General features: G+C 61.7%; 20 protein-coding genes. 8 read left to right on the top strand and 12 right to left on the bottom strand.

Translation table 11 applies throughout. The features are described 5' to 3' along the window. The first annotated feature begins 10 nt into the window (after positions 1 to 10). The 5 genes from clpX to ETW24_RS08505 all read left to right on the top strand — a co-directional run bounded on the left by clpX (position 11) and on the right by ETW24_RS08505 (position 3147). Positions 11 to 1279: an ATP-dependent Clp protease ATP-binding subunit ClpX gene (gene clpX, locus ETW24_RS08485; RefSeq protein WP_129370625.1), complete on the top strand. Its 1269-nt coding sequence runs from the start codon at positions 11 to 13 to the stop codon at positions 1277 to 1279. Between the two features lie 140 nt (positions 1280 to 1419). Next, positions 1420 to 1785, top strand: a complete 366-nt coding sequence (locus ETW24_RS08490) for a RidA family protein (RefSeq protein WP_129370626.1) — start codon at positions 1420 to 1422, stop codon at positions 1783 to 1785. Between the two features lie 133 nt (positions 1786 to 1918). Continuing rightward, the gene (locus ETW24_RS08495) at positions 1919 to 2305 is read left to right on the top strand and encodes an NADH:ubiquinone oxidoreductase subunit NDUFA12 (protein ID WP_129370627.1); all 387 of its coding nucleotides are present in this window, start codon (positions 1919 to 1921) and stop codon (positions 2303 to 2305) included. 24 nt (positions 2306 to 2329) lie between these two features. Next, on the top strand, positions 2330 to 2785 hold the full coding sequence (gene mlaD / locus ETW24_RS08500) for an outer membrane lipid asymmetry maintenance protein MlaD (RefSeq protein WP_129370628.1): 456 nt from the start codon (positions 2330 to 2332) through the stop codon (positions 2783 to 2785). Further along, positions 2785 to 3147 (top strand): DUF2155 domain-containing protein, encoded by a 363-nt coding sequence (locus ETW24_RS08505; protein WP_129370629.1) that lies wholly within the window; start codon positions 2785 to 2787, stop codon positions 3145 to 3147. Before mlaD ends, ETW24_RS08505 begins: the two co-directional genes overlap by 1 nt. Here ETW24_RS08505 and aat read toward each other — a convergent pair. From aat to ETW24_RS08525, 4 genes are all read right to left on the bottom strand, one after another. Then, positions 3111 to 3743 (bottom strand): leucyl/phenylalanyl-tRNA--protein transferase, encoded by a 633-nt coding sequence (aat, locus tag ETW24_RS08510; protein WP_129370630.1) that lies wholly within the window; start codon positions 3741 to 3743, stop codon positions 3111 to 3113. The genes ETW24_RS08505 and aat overlap by 37 nt on opposite strands. A 74-nt stretch (positions 3744 to 3817) precedes the next feature. After that, positions 3818 to 5167: an acetyl-CoA carboxylase biotin carboxylase subunit gene (gene accC, locus ETW24_RS08515; RefSeq protein ID WP_129370631.1), complete on the bottom strand. Its 1350-nt coding sequence runs from the start codon at positions 5165 to 5167 to the stop codon at positions 3818 to 3820. 9 nt (positions 5168 to 5176) lie between these two features. Further along, complete coding sequence (gene accB, locus ETW24_RS08520; RefSeq protein ID WP_129370632.1) at positions 5177 to 5668, bottom strand: acetyl-CoA carboxylase biotin carboxyl carrier protein; 492 nt, start codon at positions 5666 to 5668, stop codon at positions 5177 to 5179. Positions 5669 to 5824: 156 nt separating this feature from the next. Then, positions 5825 to 6361, bottom strand: a complete 537-nt coding sequence (locus ETW24_RS08525) for a LuxR C-terminal-related transcriptional regulator (protein WP_129370633.1) — start codon at positions 6359 to 6361, stop codon at positions 5825 to 5827. A gap of 91 nt (positions 6362 to 6452) precedes the next feature. Between ETW24_RS08525 and ETW24_RS08530 the strand changes: the two genes are divergently transcribed. After that, the gene (locus ETW24_RS08530) at positions 6453 to 7949 is read left to right on the top strand and encodes a class I adenylate-forming enzyme family protein (RefSeq protein WP_129370634.1); all 1497 of its coding nucleotides are present in this window, start codon (positions 6453 to 6455) and stop codon (positions 7947 to 7949) included. An 8-nt stretch (positions 7950 to 7957) separates the two neighbouring features. Here ETW24_RS08530 and ETW24_RS08535 read toward each other — a convergent pair whose 3' ends face one another. From ETW24_RS08535 to ETW24_RS08570, 8 genes are all read right to left on the bottom strand, one after another. Continuing rightward, positions 7958 to 8506: a helix-turn-helix transcriptional regulator gene (locus ETW24_RS08535; protein ID WP_129370635.1), complete on the bottom strand. Its 549-nt coding sequence runs from the start codon at positions 8504 to 8506 to the stop codon at positions 7958 to 7960. Positions 8507 to 8508: 2 nt separating this feature from the next. Then, positions 8509 to 9045: a cytochrome b/b6 domain-containing protein gene (locus ETW24_RS08540; RefSeq protein ID WP_129370636.1), complete on the bottom strand. Its 537-nt coding sequence runs from the start codon at positions 9043 to 9045 to the stop codon at positions 8509 to 8511. Positions 9046 to 9106: 61 nt separating this feature from the next. Then, complete coding sequence (locus ETW24_RS08545; protein ID WP_129370637.1) at positions 9107 to 9367, bottom strand: PepSY domain-containing protein; 261 nt, start codon at positions 9365 to 9367, stop codon at positions 9107 to 9109. Between the two features lie 255 nt (positions 9368 to 9622). After that, a complete protein-coding gene (locus ETW24_RS08550) occupies positions 9623 to 10378 on the bottom strand; it encodes an ABC transporter ATP-binding protein (RefSeq protein ID WP_129370638.1) in 756 nt (251 codons plus the stop codon). A gap of 12 nt (positions 10379 to 10390) precedes the next feature. After that, a complete protein-coding gene (locus tag ETW24_RS08555) occupies positions 10391 to 11146 on the bottom strand; it encodes an ABC transporter ATP-binding protein (protein WP_129370639.1) in 756 nt (251 codons plus the stop codon). 12 nt (positions 11147 to 11158) lie between these two features. Next, positions 11159 to 12361 carry a branched-chain amino acid ABC transporter permease gene (locus tag ETW24_RS08560; protein WP_129370640.1) on the bottom strand — a complete coding sequence of 401 codons (1203 nt, stop codon included), beginning with the start codon at positions 12359 to 12361 and terminating at the stop codon, positions 11159 to 11161. Positions 12362 to 12364: 3 nt separating this feature from the next. Beyond that, complete coding sequence (locus ETW24_RS08565; protein ID WP_129370641.1) at positions 12365 to 13387, bottom strand: branched-chain amino acid ABC transporter permease; 1023 nt, start codon at positions 13385 to 13387, stop codon at positions 12365 to 12367. A 141-nt stretch (positions 13388 to 13528) separates the two neighbouring features. Next, positions 13529 to 14875, bottom strand: coding sequence for a substrate-binding protein (locus ETW24_RS08570; protein ID WP_129370642.1), 1347 nt, complete (start codon positions 14873 to 14875; stop codon positions 13529 to 13531). Between the two features lie 231 nt (positions 14876 to 15106). Between ETW24_RS08570 and ETW24_RS08575 the strand changes: the two genes are divergently transcribed. Continuing rightward, positions 15107 to 16405, top strand: coding sequence for a helix-turn-helix domain-containing protein (locus tag ETW24_RS08575; protein ID WP_129370643.1), 1299 nt, complete (start codon positions 15107 to 15109; stop codon positions 16403 to 16405). 92 nt (positions 16406 to 16497) lie between these two features. Beyond that, complete coding sequence (locus tag ETW24_RS08580; protein WP_129372881.1) at positions 16498 to 16878, top strand: response regulator transcription factor; 381 nt, start codon at positions 16498 to 16500, stop codon at positions 16876 to 16878. Positions 16879 to 16882: the final 4 nt, after the last annotated feature.

Genomic DNA, 16882 nt, shown 5'->3' on the forward strand with positions numbered 1-16882 from the left:
AAGGTAGACCATGGCGACGAATTCAGGCGGCGACAGCAAAAACACCCTCTATTGCAGCTTCTGCGGCAAGAGCCAGCATGAAGTGCGCAAGCTGATCGCAGGCCCCACCGTGTTCATTTGCGATGAATGCGTTGAACTGTGCATGGATATCATCCGTGAAGAAACCAAGGCTTCCGGGCTGAAGGCCACCGACGGGGTGCCGACTCCCAAGGACATCTGCCAGGTTCTGGATGACTATGTGATCGGTCAGGCCACCGCCAAGCGGGTGCTGTCGGTTGCGGTGCACAATCACTACAAACGTTTGAACCACGCCCAAAAGGCCGGGTCGGACATTGAACTGGCGAAATCCAACATCCTGCTGATCGGCCCCACGGGTTGCGGCAAGACCTTGCTGGCGCAGACGCTGGCGCGGATCCTGGATGTGCCCTTTACCATGGCGGATGCGACCACGCTTACTGAGGCCGGTTATGTGGGCGAGGATGTCGAGAACATCATCCTGAAGCTGCTGCAGTCGTCCGAGTACAACGTCGAGCGCGCGCAGCGCGGCATCGTCTATATCGACGAGGTCGACAAGATCACCCGCAAGTCTGAAAACCCCTCGATCACCCGCGACGTATCGGGCGAGGGCGTGCAGCAGGCGCTGTTGAAACTGATGGAAGGCACCGTTGCCTCGGTGCCGCCGCAGGGCGGGCGCAAGCATCCGCAGCAGGAATTCCTGCAGGTGGACACCACCAATATCCTGTTCATCTGCGGCGGTGCTTTTGCCGGGCTGGACAAGATCATCTCGGCCCGCGGCAAGGGGTCTGCGATGGGCTTTGGCGCGGATGTGCGCGACAACGATGACCGCGGTGTCGGCGAAGTGTTCCAGGAACTGGAGCCGGAAGATCTGCTGAAATTCGGGCTGATCCCTGAATTTGTCGGCCGTCTGCCGGTCTTGGCAACGCTGGAAGACCTGGACGAGGACGCGCTGGTCATCATCCTGACCCAACCCAAGAACGCTCTGGTCAAACAGTATCAGCGCCTCTTCGAGCTTGAAGACACCGAACTGGACTTCACCGACGAGGCGCTGAGCGCGATTGCCAAGAAAGCAATCGAACGCAAGACCGGTGCCCGCGGGCTGCGGTCGATCATGGAGGATATCCTGCTGGATACCATGTTCGATCTGCCGGGCATGGACAGCGTGACCAAGGTGGTTGTCAACGAGGAGGCGGTGACCTCGGATGCGCAGCCGCTGATGATCCACGCGGACGCCGAGAAAGAGCCGGCCTCGGCCGGTTGAATGGCTAGTCAATAGATCAAACGGCGCGGTATTATCCGCGCCGTTTGCTGTTTGGGGGCCGGTTGGATGGGGGCGCTGCCCCCGCAGCGGCGGGCCGCTGCGCCCCCGGGATATTTCGGGCAAGAGGAAGGAGCAGGGCAGTGATCAAACGTATTTCTTCAGGCGGTGAGTTTGAGGCTAAGATCGGCTATTGCCGCGCTGTTGCGGCTGGCGGCTTCGTGCATGTGGCAGGCACCGTCGGGCAGGGCGATGATGTGGTGGCACAGTGCAAATCTGCGCTTGAAACCATTGGCGGAGCCTTGCAGAAGGCGGGCGCTGGCTTTGCCGATGTGGTGCGGGTGAACTATTACCTGCCGGATGCGGCGGAGTTCGAACCCTGCTGGCCGGTTCTGGCAGAGGTCTTTGGCGCCAACCCGCCTGCGGCAACAATGATCGAGTGCAACCTGATCGATCCCAAGTACCGCATCGAGATCGAAGTGACGGCGCTGGCCCCAGCGGCAGGCTGATCCTGTCAGGTGCGGGAAACGCGCCTAAGGCAAAACTGCCAATTCCCGCCGTGACCCGTCCAGAGGGGCGCAAGCCACTGGACCTTGGCGGGAAATTGGGCCATATCAGAAACGGATAAATCCGGAGGCACCGATGGGAATCCTGAACACACTTCTGAGCGCTGTGACATGGTGGAACGGCGCCACCCTGAACACCCGGATGTTCACCGCCCGCAAGGGCATCAAGGTGGGTGAGGATGATCAGGGCAATGTGTTCTACCGCAATGCCGATGACAGCAAGCGCTGGGTGATGTTCAACGGGGAAGTTGAAGCCTCGCGCGTCAGCCCCGACTGGCACGGCTGGCTGCACCGCACTTTTGACGAGCTGCCCAGCGAGAAGCCTTTGAAGCACAAGGCCTGGGAAAAGCCGCATCAGGAAAACCTGACCGGCACCATGATGGCCTATGCGCCGGCCGGGTCGATCCGCGCAGGCGGCGAACCCAAGGAACGCCGCGATTATGAGGCCTGGGTGCCCGAATAAAACATCTGCCAGAAGGCTGATTTCATGTCCCACAATCCTACCGAAGTTTTTGCCGGCGGCGTCGTGCTGGCTGCCGCTGTTGCTTTTGCCGTCTATGCCGGCCAGGCGGCCGGCCTGTCGCGCGGCGGCGCGACCTATGACTTGAACGCGTCTTTCCGCTCGCTGGAAGGGGTCAGCGTTGGCACCGACGTTCGGCTGGCCGGGGTCAAGATCGGCACCGTGACCGGCGTCGGCCTGAACCCGGAAACCTTCCGCGCAGATACTATGTTCTCTGTTAATGAAGGCATCGAAATCCCGGATGACAGCGCGGTGGTGATCTCTTCCGAAGGGCTGCTGGGCGGTAACTTTGTTGAGATCATGCCCGGCGGTTCGCCCTTTGCTTTTGAAGCAGGCGATGAGATCGAGGATACGCAGGGTGCGGTCAGCCTGATTTCGCTGCTGGTCAAATTTGTCGCCGGCGGCGGCGAGGGCGATTCTTGATGCGCTTTGCCGCGGCAGTAATGGCTTGTGCGCTGGCCATGCCGGCCTGGGGCCAGGAGCAGCCGGCGGCGCAGGGCAGTGCTGCGGTGCTAAGGGCGCTGGACAAGGTCAACGGCCATACCATGGATGCGGAAGTGGCGATCGGCGGCAGTTCGGAAATGTTCGGCTTGCTGGTGACCGTGTCGGACTGCCGCTATCCGGCGGAGAACCCGACCGGGGATGCCTTTGCCTATCTGACCGTGCGGGACCCCGACGATGGTGCGATGCATTTCCAGGGCTGGATGGTGGCGTCCAGCCCGGCACTCAACGCGCTGGACCACAACCGCTATGATGTCTGGGTCATGCGCTGCAGCAGCAGCTGAGGTGCGGGCACAGCTGGCCGGGCAAAATCCGCATCCGTTTTCAGGGCCTCACGCAATAGGGCCCGGTAACGCGCGCGGGTAACCTCAATTCCGCCAAGCGAGGCAAGATGCGCAGTCAGGAATTGCGTGTCGCACAGCCTGTAGCCCGCCTGCCGCAGCCTGTCAGTCAGATAGGCCAGCGCCACTTTGGAGGCATCCCGGCGGCGCGAGAACATGCTTTCGCCAAAAAAGGCGCCGCCCAGAGAGACGCCATAAGTGCCGCCGGCCAGGATGCCGTCCTGCCAGACTTCAAGCGAATGGGCGTTGCCCATCAGGTGCAGATCCAGGTAGCGGTCGCGGATTTCCCCGTTGATCCAGGTCTCGGCCCGGTCGGCGCAGCCGTCTACGACGCCGCCGAAATCCCGGTTCACGGTGATCTCAAATCCGCCGTTGCGGATCCGTTTGGCCAGCGAGCGGGAGATGCGGAAGCCATCCAGCGGTAGAATGCCACGCCGCTTGGGATCGACCCAGAAAATCTCGGGGTCGTCGCGGTGTTCGGCCATCGGAAAAACACCGGCAGAATAGGCGTGCAGCAATAGGTCCGCAGTTAAGCTCATGGTGCTGGCCAGTATAACGGGAAAAGGCAGGCAAATGTAAAACGGGGCGCAGCCAGTGGCGCGCCCCTCTGAAGTTATCCGGGCTGGTTTTCTTCCAGCCAGCGTTCCAGCCAGTGAATGCCGTAGTCGCCGGTGTGGATATCCTGTTCCTGCAGCAGCGCATGGAACAGCGGCACGGTGGTGTCGATGCCGTCGATGATCAGCTCGCCCAGAGCCCGGTTCAGGCGCGCCAGCGCCTCGGTCCGGTCGCGGCCGTGCACGATCAGCTTGCCAATGAGCGAGTCGTAATAGGGCGGGATCGAGTAGCCGTCATAGAGCGCCGAATCCATCCGCACCCCCAATCCGCCGGGGGCGTGGTACTGGGTGATCTTGCCCGGGCAGGGCGAAAAATTCGGCAGTTTCTCGGCGTTGATCCGGACCTCGATGGCGTGGCCGTTGATTTCCAGATCGCCCTGGGTAAAGGACATCGGCAGGCCTTCGGCCACCCGGATCTGTTCGCGTACCAGATCGACACCGAAGATGGCTTCGGTCACCGGGTGCTCCACCTGCAGGCGGGTGTTCATCTCGATGAAATAGAACTCGCCGTCTTCATAGAGGAATTCAACGGTACCGGCGCCGGAATAGCCCATCTTGCCAATGGCGTCGGCGCAGATTTTGCCGATGCGGGCGCGTTCTTCCGGGGTGATGCAGGGGCCGGGGGCCTCCTCGAACACCTTCTGGTGGCGGCGCTGCAGCGAGCAGTCGCGCTCGGCCAGGTGAACGCCGACGCCTTTGCCGTCGCCAAAGACCTGTACTTCGATGTGACGCGGTTTCTGGAGGTACTTCTCCATATAGACTTCGTCATTGCCAAAGGCAGCCTTGGCTTCCGAACGGGCAGTGGAGAAGGCGGTCGCCAGCTCTATTTCGTTCAGGGCCACTTTCATGCCGCGGCCGCCGCCGCCGGCGGTGGCCTTGATGATCACCGGATAGCCCATATCTGCGGCGGCTTTTTTTGCCGCGGCAATATCGGGCACGCCGCCCTCGGACCCCGGAACAACCGGAATACCAAGGTTCTGAGCGGTTTCCTTGGCGGTGATCTTGTCGCCCATGGTGCGGATATGCGCAGCCGAGGGGCCGATGAAGGTCAGCCCGTGGTCTTCGATGATCTGCACAAAGTTGGCGTTTTCCGACAGGAAGCCGTAGCCTGGATGAATCGCCTGGGCGCCGGTGATCTCGGCAGCCGAGATGATGGCCGGGATCGACAGATAGCTTTGGGTGCCGGACGGCGGCCCGATGCAGACCGATTCATCGGCCATGCGCACGTGCATTGCGTCGGCATCCGCAGTGGAATGCACCGCAACCGACTTGATGCCCATTTCCCGGCAGGCACGGATCACGCGCAGGGCGATCTCGCCGCGGTTGGCAATCAGGATCTTGTCAAACATGCCAGATCCTTACTCGATGATGGCCAGGGGGGTTCCGAATTCAACGGCGGCGCCGTCTTCAACCAGAATGCGCTTCACGGTGCCCGATTTCGGCGCCGGAATGTGGTTCATGGTTTTCATGGCCTCGACGATCAGCAGGGTGTCGCCTTCGCTGACCTGCTGGCCAACAGAGATAAAGGCGGGCGAGCCGGGTTCGGCCTGCAGATAGACGGTGCCGACCATCGGCGATGTCACGGCGCCGGGGTGGCTGGCCGGATCTTCGCTGGCGGCTGCGGGGGCTGCGGCGGCGGCAGGGGCAGCGGCTGCAACCGGAGCAGCGGCGGCAGGCATCGCAACCTGCACCGGCGCGGCCATGGCGGTCTGGCGGGAGACACGCACATTCAGGCTGTCGTCGTCGCCGTAGTCCCGCTTGACCTGCAGTTCGGTCAGATCGTTTTCGCGCAGCAATTCCGCCAGCGCCTTGATGAATGCCACGTCAGCTTCGTGAGATTTGTTTGTCATATTGTCCTCAGCCAATTCCGACAGGCCCGCCAGGGCAGGCGGGCCGGAAATTAGGGCGCTTATAGGGCAAGGATTACCGCAAGGAAAGCACCGTCGATCCGGGCTGTAACATGGAGGCAGATAATCGGATTTGCAATTGCCGGACTGTATTTTGTCTCATAGCGGCATGCCCGTCAGTTTGGCCACCAGTTCCGGCAGCTTGCGGGCGGCGAATTTTTGCAGCAGATGCGCCCGGTGGCTTTCCACTGTGCGGTAGGACAGATCAAGCTGCTGGCCGATTTCCTTGGCCGACAGCCCCTTGCAGGTGAGGATCGCCACTTCGCGTTCGCGCGGGGTAAGCGAGACCACCGGGCGGTCCTCGGATATATCTGCAAAGGACCAGATGCCGGTCTGAAACGGCGCCTGCGGCGTGACCGAGCGGCCGCGCACCCGGCACCAGAACAATGCGCCTGCGCGGCGGCGCATGATACGCTCGTCGCTGTAACTGCCGCTTTGCGCCTCGGGCTGTTGCAGCAGGGTGCCGATACGGTTGAAATCCTCCTGGCTGGGGTACAGCCCTGAAATCGGCATGCCGGTATATTCACCGGGAATTCCGCCGAAGGTGGAGGCAAACTGCAGGTTGCACCGCGTGATGACGCGGCGTTCCAGCACGGCAAGGCCCACAGGGGCATGGTCAAAGGCAAGATCGCTCATATGGTGTTTCTACCCCGGCCTTTCTGCGGAATTGAAGGGGGTGTTTGCGTGCCGCGATGCACGCCGACGGGCAAGCCGGAGGGAACAGCGGATGAACATTGCAGTGTGGTTGCAGCGCATGGCAGCGGCAGAGGCGGCGCGGCCTGCGTTGTTTCTGGGACAGGAGCAGATTGCGGACTACTCAGGCTTTCACACCCGCGCGGCGTCGGTGGCCGGCTGGCTGCAGATGCAGGGTGTGCAGCCGGGGGACCGGGTCGGCATATTCATGAAGAATTGCCCGGACTATCTGATCACGCTTTACGGCATTTGGTATGCGGGGGCGGCGGCGGTGCCGGTCAATGCCAAGCTGCACGGCAAGGAGGCGGAGTATATCCTGCAAAACTCCGGTGCGGGGCTGGTGTTTACCTCGCCCGGGCTGACGGAGGCTGTTGCAGCAACAGAGGCGGTTGTGCGCTGTGTGGACATCACGGGGCCGGACTATGCCGCTGCCCTGGAAGCGCAGCCTGTGGCTGAACCTGTTTTCCGTGCCCCCGAAGATCTGGCCTGGCTGTTCTACACCTCTGGCACCACCGGGCGGCCCAAGGGGGTGATGATCACCCACCGGATGCTGATGACCATGGCAATCGCCTATTTCGCCGATGTGGATCAGGTCAGCGCTGAAGATCAGGCGCTTTATGCGGCACCGATGAGCCATGGGGCGGGGATTTATGCAATTCAGCATGTTCTCGCGGGGGCAGCGCATGTCTGCCCGGTGTCGGGCGGCTTTGACGAGGCGGAGATCTTTGACCTGGCAGCGCATTTCGGGCGCGTCCATATGTTTGCAGCGCCGACGATGGTCACAAGGATGACTTCGGAAGCCAAGCGGCTGGGCCGCAAGGGCGAGGGGTTGCGCACAGTGATTTACGCAGGCGGGCCAATGTATACGGCCGACATTGTGGAGGCGGTGGAGCATTTCGGCCCGGTCTTTGTGCAGGTCTACGGCCAGGGCGAATGCCCGATGGCGATCACCGCGCTGCCGCGGCATGCCGTGCAGGACCGCGCGCATCCGCGCTGGCGTAAGCGGCTGGCCAGTGTCGGCAGGGCGCAAAGCGTGGTTGAGGTGCGGATCGGCACGCCGGAGGGGGATTTCCTGCCCGCCGGCAGCCACGGCGAGATCATGGTGCGCGGCGATGCGGTTATGCCGGGCTATTGGAACAACCCGGAGGCCACCGCCAGAACACTGGTCAATGGCTGGCTGATGACCGGCGATATGGGGGTTTTGGACACCGACGGCTATCTCACCCTGCAGGACCGCTCCAAGGACATGATCATCACCGGCGGTTCCAACGTCTATCCGCGCGAGGTGGAGGAAGTACTGTTGCTGCACCCTGACGTGCGCGAGGTCTCAGTCGTGGGCCGGCCCCATGCGGATTGGGGCGAGGAAGTGGTGGCCTTTGTTGTGGGGGAGGCGGCAGAAGCCGCGCTGGATGACCTCTGCAGCAGCCGGATCGCCCGGTTCAAACGCCCCAAGGCATACCTGCGCATCGAAGCGCTGCCCAAGAACAACTATGGCAAGGTGCTGAAAACCGAGCTGCGCAAGCTGCTTTGACTGCGGGTTCAGGCGGAGCGGGCGGCAGGGTCCTGGCCCGCGGCCGACTGGCGCTGTCCCATCATGGTGTCGATCAAAAGGCTCATCAGCTCCGCCCGGTTGCCGGTGCCGGATTTGAGGTAGATTGCATTCAGCTGCGCCTTGACGGTGCCTGCGGCGCTGCCGCGCAGGGCGGCGATTTCAGCCGTGGACATGCCCTTTACCAAAAAGGCCGCCACGTCCAGCTCGGCCGGAGTCAGAGCCCAGTTGGCAAATTCCGCATTGATGACGTCCTGCACTGCGGCCTGGGCTGCGCTCAGGCTGTCCTCCAGATGCGCCTTGCGCCGCATCAGCCGCATCAGGATGCGGGTCTCGATCACGATCGCGGCCACCAGGGCAATTGCTGCCAGCCCTTCGATATAGGCATGCGGGCCTTCGCCCGGATCTGCCTCTGCGCCTTCCAGCCCGCCGAGGTCAGCAGCCATGTCGCCCAGAAACACCGCCGCGCACAGGGCTTGCACGGCGATGACAGCAATCAGGATCCAGGGCCGGGCCGGGTCTTGCCGGTTTTGGCGCATCGTTATCTCCCCGCTGATCTGTCTGGCAGGTTCTTGTAACCGGTGATCATGGCGCGGGCCAGCCTGACTTTGGTGCGGCGGGTCTCAAACAGGACCGCACCCGCATGCAGCAGGACCGAGACTTCCGCCCAGGTGACAAGGACTTCGTGCAGCTCCTCCGGCCAGCCTGCGCTGATCAACAGCGGCACTGTCAAAAGCCAGCCGGTCAGCGCAATGCCCAGCAGTGTCAGCAACAGGTTGCAGATCATCAGCGCACCCAGGGGAGAATGCCCCTTGTGACAATTCCTGCGCCCTGCCGCGATGTCCGCCAGATGGCCGGCAGCAGCGCCAAGGTCGGGCCTGAAGCTTGAAAAACGGGCGTAACGGCTGCCAATCAATCCCCAGAGCAAACGGATACCAAGCAACGCGGCGATGAAGTATCCGATGGTTTGATGAAGAGTTCCATCGGGGTCGGTAAACAGCGCGTTGGCAGCAAAACCCGCGGCAAGAAGCCAATGAACCAGCCGGACCACAGGATCCCAGATGTATAAGTTCTTCATGTTGTATCCTTCCGGCTCCGGGGTTTCTGAAATGCACCCGGAGCCGTTCAAATTGGCAGGATCAATCGTCTTCGCTGTCTTCCTCGATCTTCACGACTTCGATCTGATCATTCAGGTGGAACTCGTATGCTTTGCCGTTCTTGGTGGCTTCGGCCTCGAACAAACCGTCTTCGGCTTCGATTTCGGTGACCTCATATCCTTGACCGGTCAGCAGGTCGCGGATCTTGGCTTCGGTATCCGGGCTGGGAGCGGTTTCTGACGCCATGGCCGCTGCTGCCGGCAGGGCGAGGGCGAGGGCCAGGAGTTTGATGGGATTGCGCATGATGTTGTCCTTTCTGCGATGCTGCCGCGCTGGAGAGGCGCGAGCAGTGACAGCCACATCGGGGTCACTGCGGTCAGGCAGAATAGGAGCGGGGTCTGATTGGTGCAGAAAACCGCGGCGTATAACCACGGTTTACAGTTCAAATCAGGGGCCGGGAGGGATTGCTGCAAAAAGGAGAGGCCAGACCTGACAAGGTCCGGCCTCAATCACCCGGCGCCGGAGCGCGGCGGGGCGGAGATTGTTTTGAGATGCGTCTCAGATTGCCAGGTATTCGGCGCGCAGCTCTTCGTTTTCCAGAACCTCTGCGGCGGTTCCGTCAAAGACGATGCCGCCGGTATCCAGGATCACCGCACGGTCCGCCAGTTCCAGGGCGCGGACCGCATTCTGCTCGACAATGATTGTTGTCATGCCCTGTTCCTTGATGTGGATGAGGGTCTTTTCAATCTCGTCGACGATTACCGGGGCAAGGCCCTCGTAGGGTTCGTCCAGCAGCAGCACTTTGATGTCACGCGCCAGCGCGCGGGCAATCGCCAGCATCTGCTGCTCGCCGCCCGAGAGGGTCACGCCCTCCTGCTTGCGGCGTTCGCCAAGGCGCGGGAACAAGTCGTAAAGACGCTCCAGCGACCAGCCGACGGGCGGCGCTATCTGCGCCAGTTGCAGGTTTTCCTCAACCGTCAGGCCGGGGATGATGCGGCGGTCCTCAGGCACCAGGCCCAGGCCCACGGATGCGGCCTCATAGGATTCCATCTTGTGCAGCGGTTTATGGTCCAGCCAGATTTCACCGCGGGTCACCATGGGAGATCCGGTACGCGCGATTGAGCGAAGGGTGGAGGTTTTGCCGGCGCCATTGCGGCCCAGCAGTGCCAGGATCTCACCCTCGTGGACGTTAAAGCTGATGCCCTGCACGATATAGCTCTCGCCGTAGTAAGCATGGACATCCCAGACCGACAGGAAGGCCGGGGCGGTGGTGGCCGCATTGGCGCTTTTGGAGAAATCGGGTTTTACATTCATGGTGTTTCTCCTTTACGCGCTTTCGCCCAGATACGCTTCGCGCACCTTGGGGTTGCCGCGGATGTTTTGCGGATCGTCCTCGACAAGCGGGGTGCCCTGGGCCAGCACGGTGATCCGGTTGGCGAGGCTGAACACCACATGCATGTCGTGTTCGATGATGGCGATGGTGATGTCGCGCTCGTCCGAGATCTGCTTCAACAGGTCGATGGTGTTGTTGGTGTCCGCCCGTGCCATGCCTGCGGTCGGCTCATCCAGCAGCAGCAGGCGGGGTTCTTGGCTAAGGCACATGCCGATCTCCAGCCGCCGCTTGTCGCCGCGGGACATGGCGGCGGCGTGCATGTGCCGCTTGTCCGCCATGTTCATCTCTTCCAGCATATGCTCGGCCTTTTGGAGAATGTCCTTCTGTTTCAGCACGGCGGACAGGGCGTTCAACTCAAACGCGCCGTCCCGTTTGGCAAAGCAGGGGATCATCATGTTTTCCAGCACCGTCAGATCGCCAAAGATTTCGGGCGTCTGGAACACGCGGGAAATGCCCATCTGGTTGATCTCGTAAGGCGCGCGGCCCAGCACCGACTGGCCGTCGAACATGACGGAACCGGTGTCGGGAATCAGCTTGCCCACCAGGCAGTTCAGCAGCGTGGACTTGCCCGCGCCGTTTGGTCCGATGATCGCATGGACCGAGTTTTCCTTAACGCTGAGGTTCACCTCGGACAGGGCCTGCAGGCCGCCGAACCGTTTCCCCACGTCTTTGACTTCAAGGATACCCATTGTGTTGTCTCCTTATTCCGCGGGGTTGGTTTTGCCAGAGGCGTTACTGTCCTTGGCCTTGCGGCGGCTGAGCCAGCCCTTGATCCGCTGACCGCCCTCAACCAGGCCGCCGGGGAGGAAGATCACCACCAGCATGAACAGGATGCCCAGCGTCAGGTGCCAGCCCTTGCCGATGAAGGGGTGGACCATGAACACAACCGCGTCCTCCATCCCGTCGGGCATAAAGCTGAACCATGTGTGCAGCACGTTGTCGTTGATTTTCGAGAAGATGTTCTCGAAGTATTTGATGAAGCCGGCGCCCAGCACCGGGCCGATCAGCGTGCCGGCACCGCCGAGGATGGTCATCAGCACGACCTCGCCCGAAGCAGTCCACTGCATCCGCTCAGCACCTGCCAAGGGGTCCATCGAGGCCATCAGCCCGCCTGCAAGACCCGCATACATGCCGGAGATCACAAAAGCCGCCAGGGTGTAGGGCCGGGTGTTGAGGCCGGTGTAGTTCATCCGCTGCTGGTTCGACTTCACCGCCCGCAGCATCATGCCGAAGGGCGAGCGGAAGATACGGATCGACAGGTAGAACGCCGCCAGCAGGATCAGAGCGCACAGGTAATAGCCTGCGTTGAACTGAAAGGCCCAGGGGCCGGCCGCCAGCTCAAACGTTGACCGCATCTCCAGGCCGAACAGGCTGGTCACCGGGATTGAGCCGTCAGCCGTGGCGGAGACACCCAGGATGCGCGGGTCTTCCAGTGTCAGCTGCAGACCGGTCTCGCCATTGGTGATCGGGGTCAGCACTGAATAGGCAAGGTTAAAGGACATCTGCGCAAAGGCCAGCGTCAGGATCGAGAAGTAGATGCCGGAGCGGCGCAAGCTGACAAAACCGATCAGCAGGGCAAACAGGCCTGCGACAATCACTGACAGCAAGATTGCCGGGATTACGTTCATGCCTACCAGCTTGAACATCCAGACGGCCGAGTAGGAGCCGGCGCCGAGGAAAGCCGCATGGCCGAATGACAGATAGCCGGTGAGGCCAAAGAGGATATTAAATCCGATGGCGAAGATCCCGAAGATCACAAAGCGCTGCATCAGGTCAGGATAGCCCGCGTTGAACTGCGCCATGGCGCTGCCGGTGGGGAAGGGGTTCAGGATGAAGGGGGCGAACAGCGTCAGGCAGGCGACGATGATCAGCATAGAGGTGTCTTTTTTATCCAGTCCGAACATGTCTTAGTCCTCCATCACGCCTTTGCGGCCCATCAGGCCCCGTGGACGGGTCAGCAGAATGATGATTGCGACCACATAGATGATGATCTGGTCGATGCCGGGGATCAGGGATTTGATCTCGTTCATTGAGGCAAAGCTCTCAAGAACACCCAGCAGGAAACCTGCCAGCACCGCGCCGGGCAGCGAACCCATGCCGCCGACAACCACCACCACAAAGCTGAGCACCAGGAAGTCCATGCCCATATGGTAGTTGGGCGAGTTGATCGGCGTGTACATAACACCGGCCAGGCCCGCGACAGCGGCGGCGATGCCGAACATGATGGTAAAGCGGCGGTCGATGTTGATGCCCAAAAGGCCCACGGTTTCTCGGTCGGCCATGCCGGCCCGCACCACCATGCCGAAGGTGGTGAATTGCAGGAAGCTGAAGATGCCGCCGATGATCAGCACAGCAAAGAAGAAATAGACCACACGCCAGACCGGATAGATGATGTCCATGCCGATGACGGCGCCCAGGTTCATCACGCCGTTCAGCGCGTCCGGGGCCGGTGTCTGGATCGGGTTGGCGCCATAAAAATACTTGATGACTTCCTGCAGCACGATGGCAAGGCCGAAGGTCACCAGGATCTGGTCGGCATGGGGGCGCTTGTAGAAATGCTTAATCAGCCCGCGTTCCATCACATAGCCGACGCCGATCATGATCGGGATGGCAAAGAGGATCGCCAGCGGCACCGCCCAGTCGATGATGGAGCCGCCGAACTCGGGGCCGAACCAGGCCTCGACGTAAGGGGTTTTCACTTTCAGCGGGTTGCCCAGAAAGTCGGTCTGGGTCTCGTCGACGGTTTCAAAGCTGAGGTTCAGAAAACGTTGCACGGTAACTGCGCAGAAGGCGCCGATCATGAACAGGGCCCCATGGGCAAAGTTCACCACGCCAAGCGTGCCGAAGATAAGTGTCAAACCCAGCGCGATCAGCGCATAGGCCGAGCCTTTGTCCAGCCCGTTCAAGATTTGCAATAGGATTGCGTCCATGGGTCCCGCCCCCGGTTAGTCTGGGTGGAAGAGAGGGTCTCCGGCTGTTCAGCGGCCTGAGACCCCTGTGCTGACGGCACGCGTCAGATAGCCGGTGAAACGAAGGGCCGGGCGCAACGCGCCCGGCCAGAACCATCAGGCTCAGGCGCCCGGGTTGCAGGAACCCAGCTGACCGCCCGCGAACATCGGGTGATCCGGTGCGTATTCCACCTGCGCGCGCGGGGTGACTTCGACCACTTCCAGAAGGTCGAATTCCGAGGTCGGGTTTTCCTTGCCGCGCACAACCAGCACGTCTTTGAAGCACTGGTGGTCTTCGGCGCGGTACAATGTCTTGCCATTGCCCAGTCCGTCGAATTCAAACCCTTCCAGCGCTTCGGCAACGCCGCAGGGGTTGAAGGTGCCCGCACGTTCAACCGCATCCGCATAAAGCAGCGTCTGGCAATAGGTGGTGTGCGCGGCCTGGCTCGGCGGGAAGCCGTATTTGGTGCCGAAGGATTTGACGAACGCTTTGGAGCCTTCATCCTGCAGCGTCCAGTGCCAGTTGGTCGAGCCGTGAATGCCCTTCACGTTCTCGCCTGCACCCTTGGCCATCAGGCGGGAGTAGAGCGGCACCACGATTTCGAAGTTCTTGCCGTTCACCACCTTGTCGCGCAGGCCGAACTGCACCGCGTTGGTCAGCGAGTTCACCATGTTGCCGCCGTAGTGGTTCAGCACCAGAACGTCGGCGCCGGAATTCAGCACCGGCGCGATGTAGGAGGAGAAGTCGGTCGCGGCCAGCGGCGTGCGGACCTTGTTCACCGTGTTCCAGCCCAGGGCCTCGGTCGCGGCTGCAATCGATTCTTCCTGGGTCCAGCCCCAGGTGTAGTCTGCGGTCAGATGATAGGCGGTGCGGTCGGTGCCATACAGGTTCTTCAGCACCGGCGCCAGCGCGGCACCCGACATGTAGCCATTGAAGAAATGGCGGAAACCGTTGGCCTTCTTGTCCTTGCCGGTGGTGTCGTTTGAGTGCGTCAGGCCGGCCATGAAGATCACACCTGCCTCCTGGCAGAGCCCCTGCACGGCGATGGCAACACCCGAGGAGGAGCCGCCGGTGATCATCACCGCGCCGTCTTTTTCGATCATCGATTTGGCCGAGGCGCGTGCGGCATCGGATTTGGTCTGGGTGTCGCCGGTGACATATTCCACCTTCTTGCCCAGGATGCCGTTCCCCTGCAGCGCCTTGGAGCTGAAGGTGTTCATCATGCCGCCGTCGCCGCCGCCGTTCAGATGCTCGACCGCCAGCTCATAGGCGCGCAGCTCGTCGGCGCCTTCGTCGGCGTAGGGGCCGGTCTGGGGCACATTGAAGCCCAGGGTCACGGTGCCGCCGGTCGGTTCATTGGTAAAGGCCGCGGCGGAAGAGGCGGTAAAGATCGTTGGCAGCGCCATACCGGCGCCTGCGATTGCGCCGGTCTTTAAGACTCTGCGGCGCGATGCGTCAAATTCAGACATGTATTCCTCCCTAATATGATTAGTGCCTTGCAGCTCCTCACTTCTGCGCAGCACCAGCACGTTTCGTGCAAAATCAGTATGAGCGCGCTATGTAAAGCCAGGCAATAAATCCCTTTTATTGCTTGAAAATTCTGTAAATAACTGAACAGTATTCAGTGATGTTCTGTAAATTGTATTATATTGCAATGCAGAAAGCCGTTGAATTGACAGTGTTTTGGGAGGCCACGCATAATGGCACGCGATACCCTGACCGGCAGCCGGATCCGCGAACGCAGGCTGATCCTGGGGATGCGTCAGGCCGAATTGGCGCGGGAGGCGGGGATCTCGGCCTCCTACCTCAACCTGATCGAACATAACCGGCGCAGAATCGGCGGTAAGCTGCTGGTTGATCTCGCTGGGGTGCTGGGGGTGGAGCCGTCGATGCTGAGCGAGGGGGCCGAAGCGGCTCTGATCTCTACCCTGCGCGAGGCGGCGGCGGACAGCGGGGTTCCGGTGGCCGAGCTGGACCGGGTCGATGAATTTGCCGGCCGGTTTCCCGGCTGGGCCGAGGTACTGGCAACCGGCCATCGCCGCATCGCCACGCTGGAGCGCATGGTGGAAACCCTGTCAGACCGGCTGACCCATGATCCCAATCTGGCGGCCTCGGTGCATGAGGTGCTGTCGACTGCTGCGGCGATCCGCTCTACCGCGTCGATCCTGGCGGAAACCGGCGAACTGGAGCCGGAGTGGCGCGACCGGTTCCACAAGAACCTCAACGAAGATTCCCTGCGCCTGTCCGAGAGCAGCCGGGCACTGGTGAATTTTCTGGACGAGGGCGACACCAGCGACGACCGCCGCGGTATGCCGCAAGAGGAGGCCGAGGTCTTTTTTCAGGAAAACGGGTTTCATTTTCCTGCACTTGAGGATGGCTCCGCTGGACCCGGACAGCTGGTCCAGACCGCCCCTGCTTTGACAAGCCCGGCGGCCCGCAGCCTGGCACAGGCGGCCTTGGCGCAATACCGGGCGGATGCCTTGGCAATGCCGCTGCAGGCGATGGAGCAGGAAATCCAGGCGGGTGGGGTTGCTCCGGTGGCGATCGCGCGCCGCTTTAAGTGCGGGCTCCCTGCTGTGCTGCGCCGTCTGGCGGCGCTGCCGGAGGAGGTTCTGGGGCAGGAGGCCGGGCTGGTGGTCTGCGATGCCTCAGGCACGCTTTTGTTCCGCAAGCCTGTGACCGGGTTTTCGATGCCGCGTTTCGGGTCGTCCTGCCCGCTGTGGCCGCTGTACACTGCGCTTGTGCACCCGAATATCCCGGTGCGGCGCAATGTTCTGCAGCAGGGGCGCAATGCGGCGGCTTTTGACTGCATGGCGGTGGCCTGGCCGCAGGAGATGCAGGATTTTGGCGCGGATCCTATGTACAGGGCGGTTATGCTGATCCTGCCCGGCGCCAAAGATGCACGGGATCCGCAGCCGGTTGGCGCCAGTTGCAGGATCTGCCCGCGCCAGGGCTGTCCGGCGCGGCGCGAGCCATCGATTCTGAAGGAAGAGTTTTGACAGTGACACGGCCGCGGGGCTAATCTGCACAAAAATGAATGCGTCTGCGGACCGGCCTGGCCGGCAGGTGGCGCCGGGAGGAAATTCTGCTGATGGGCAGGCATGTTGTTCTGATCGAAGACGAGCCGAATATCACCGAGGCCATCCGGTTTCTGCTGATACGGGACGGCTGGAGCGTGGATGCGCATACCGATGGTGCCACCGCGGTGGAGGTGATCCGCGATGCCAATCCCGATCTGGTGATTCTGGACCTTATGCTGCCGGGCAAAAGCGGTCTGGAGATTGTGCGCGAGCTGCGCAGCGAGGGTGGCATGGGCGCACTGCCGGTGCTGATGCTGACCGCCCGGGGCCAGATGCGCGACCGGGAAATGGCGGAAAAGGCGGGCGTGACCCGGTTTATGACCAAACCCTTCTCCAATGCCGAGGTACTGACGGCGGTGCGCGACCTGCACGCCCAGGCCGGCCAGGAATAATGCA

The sequence above is a fragment of the Leisingera sp. NJS204 genome, from assembly GCF_004123675.1.
Lineage (GTDB): Bacteria > Pseudomonadota > Alphaproteobacteria > Rhodobacterales > Rhodobacteraceae > Leisingera.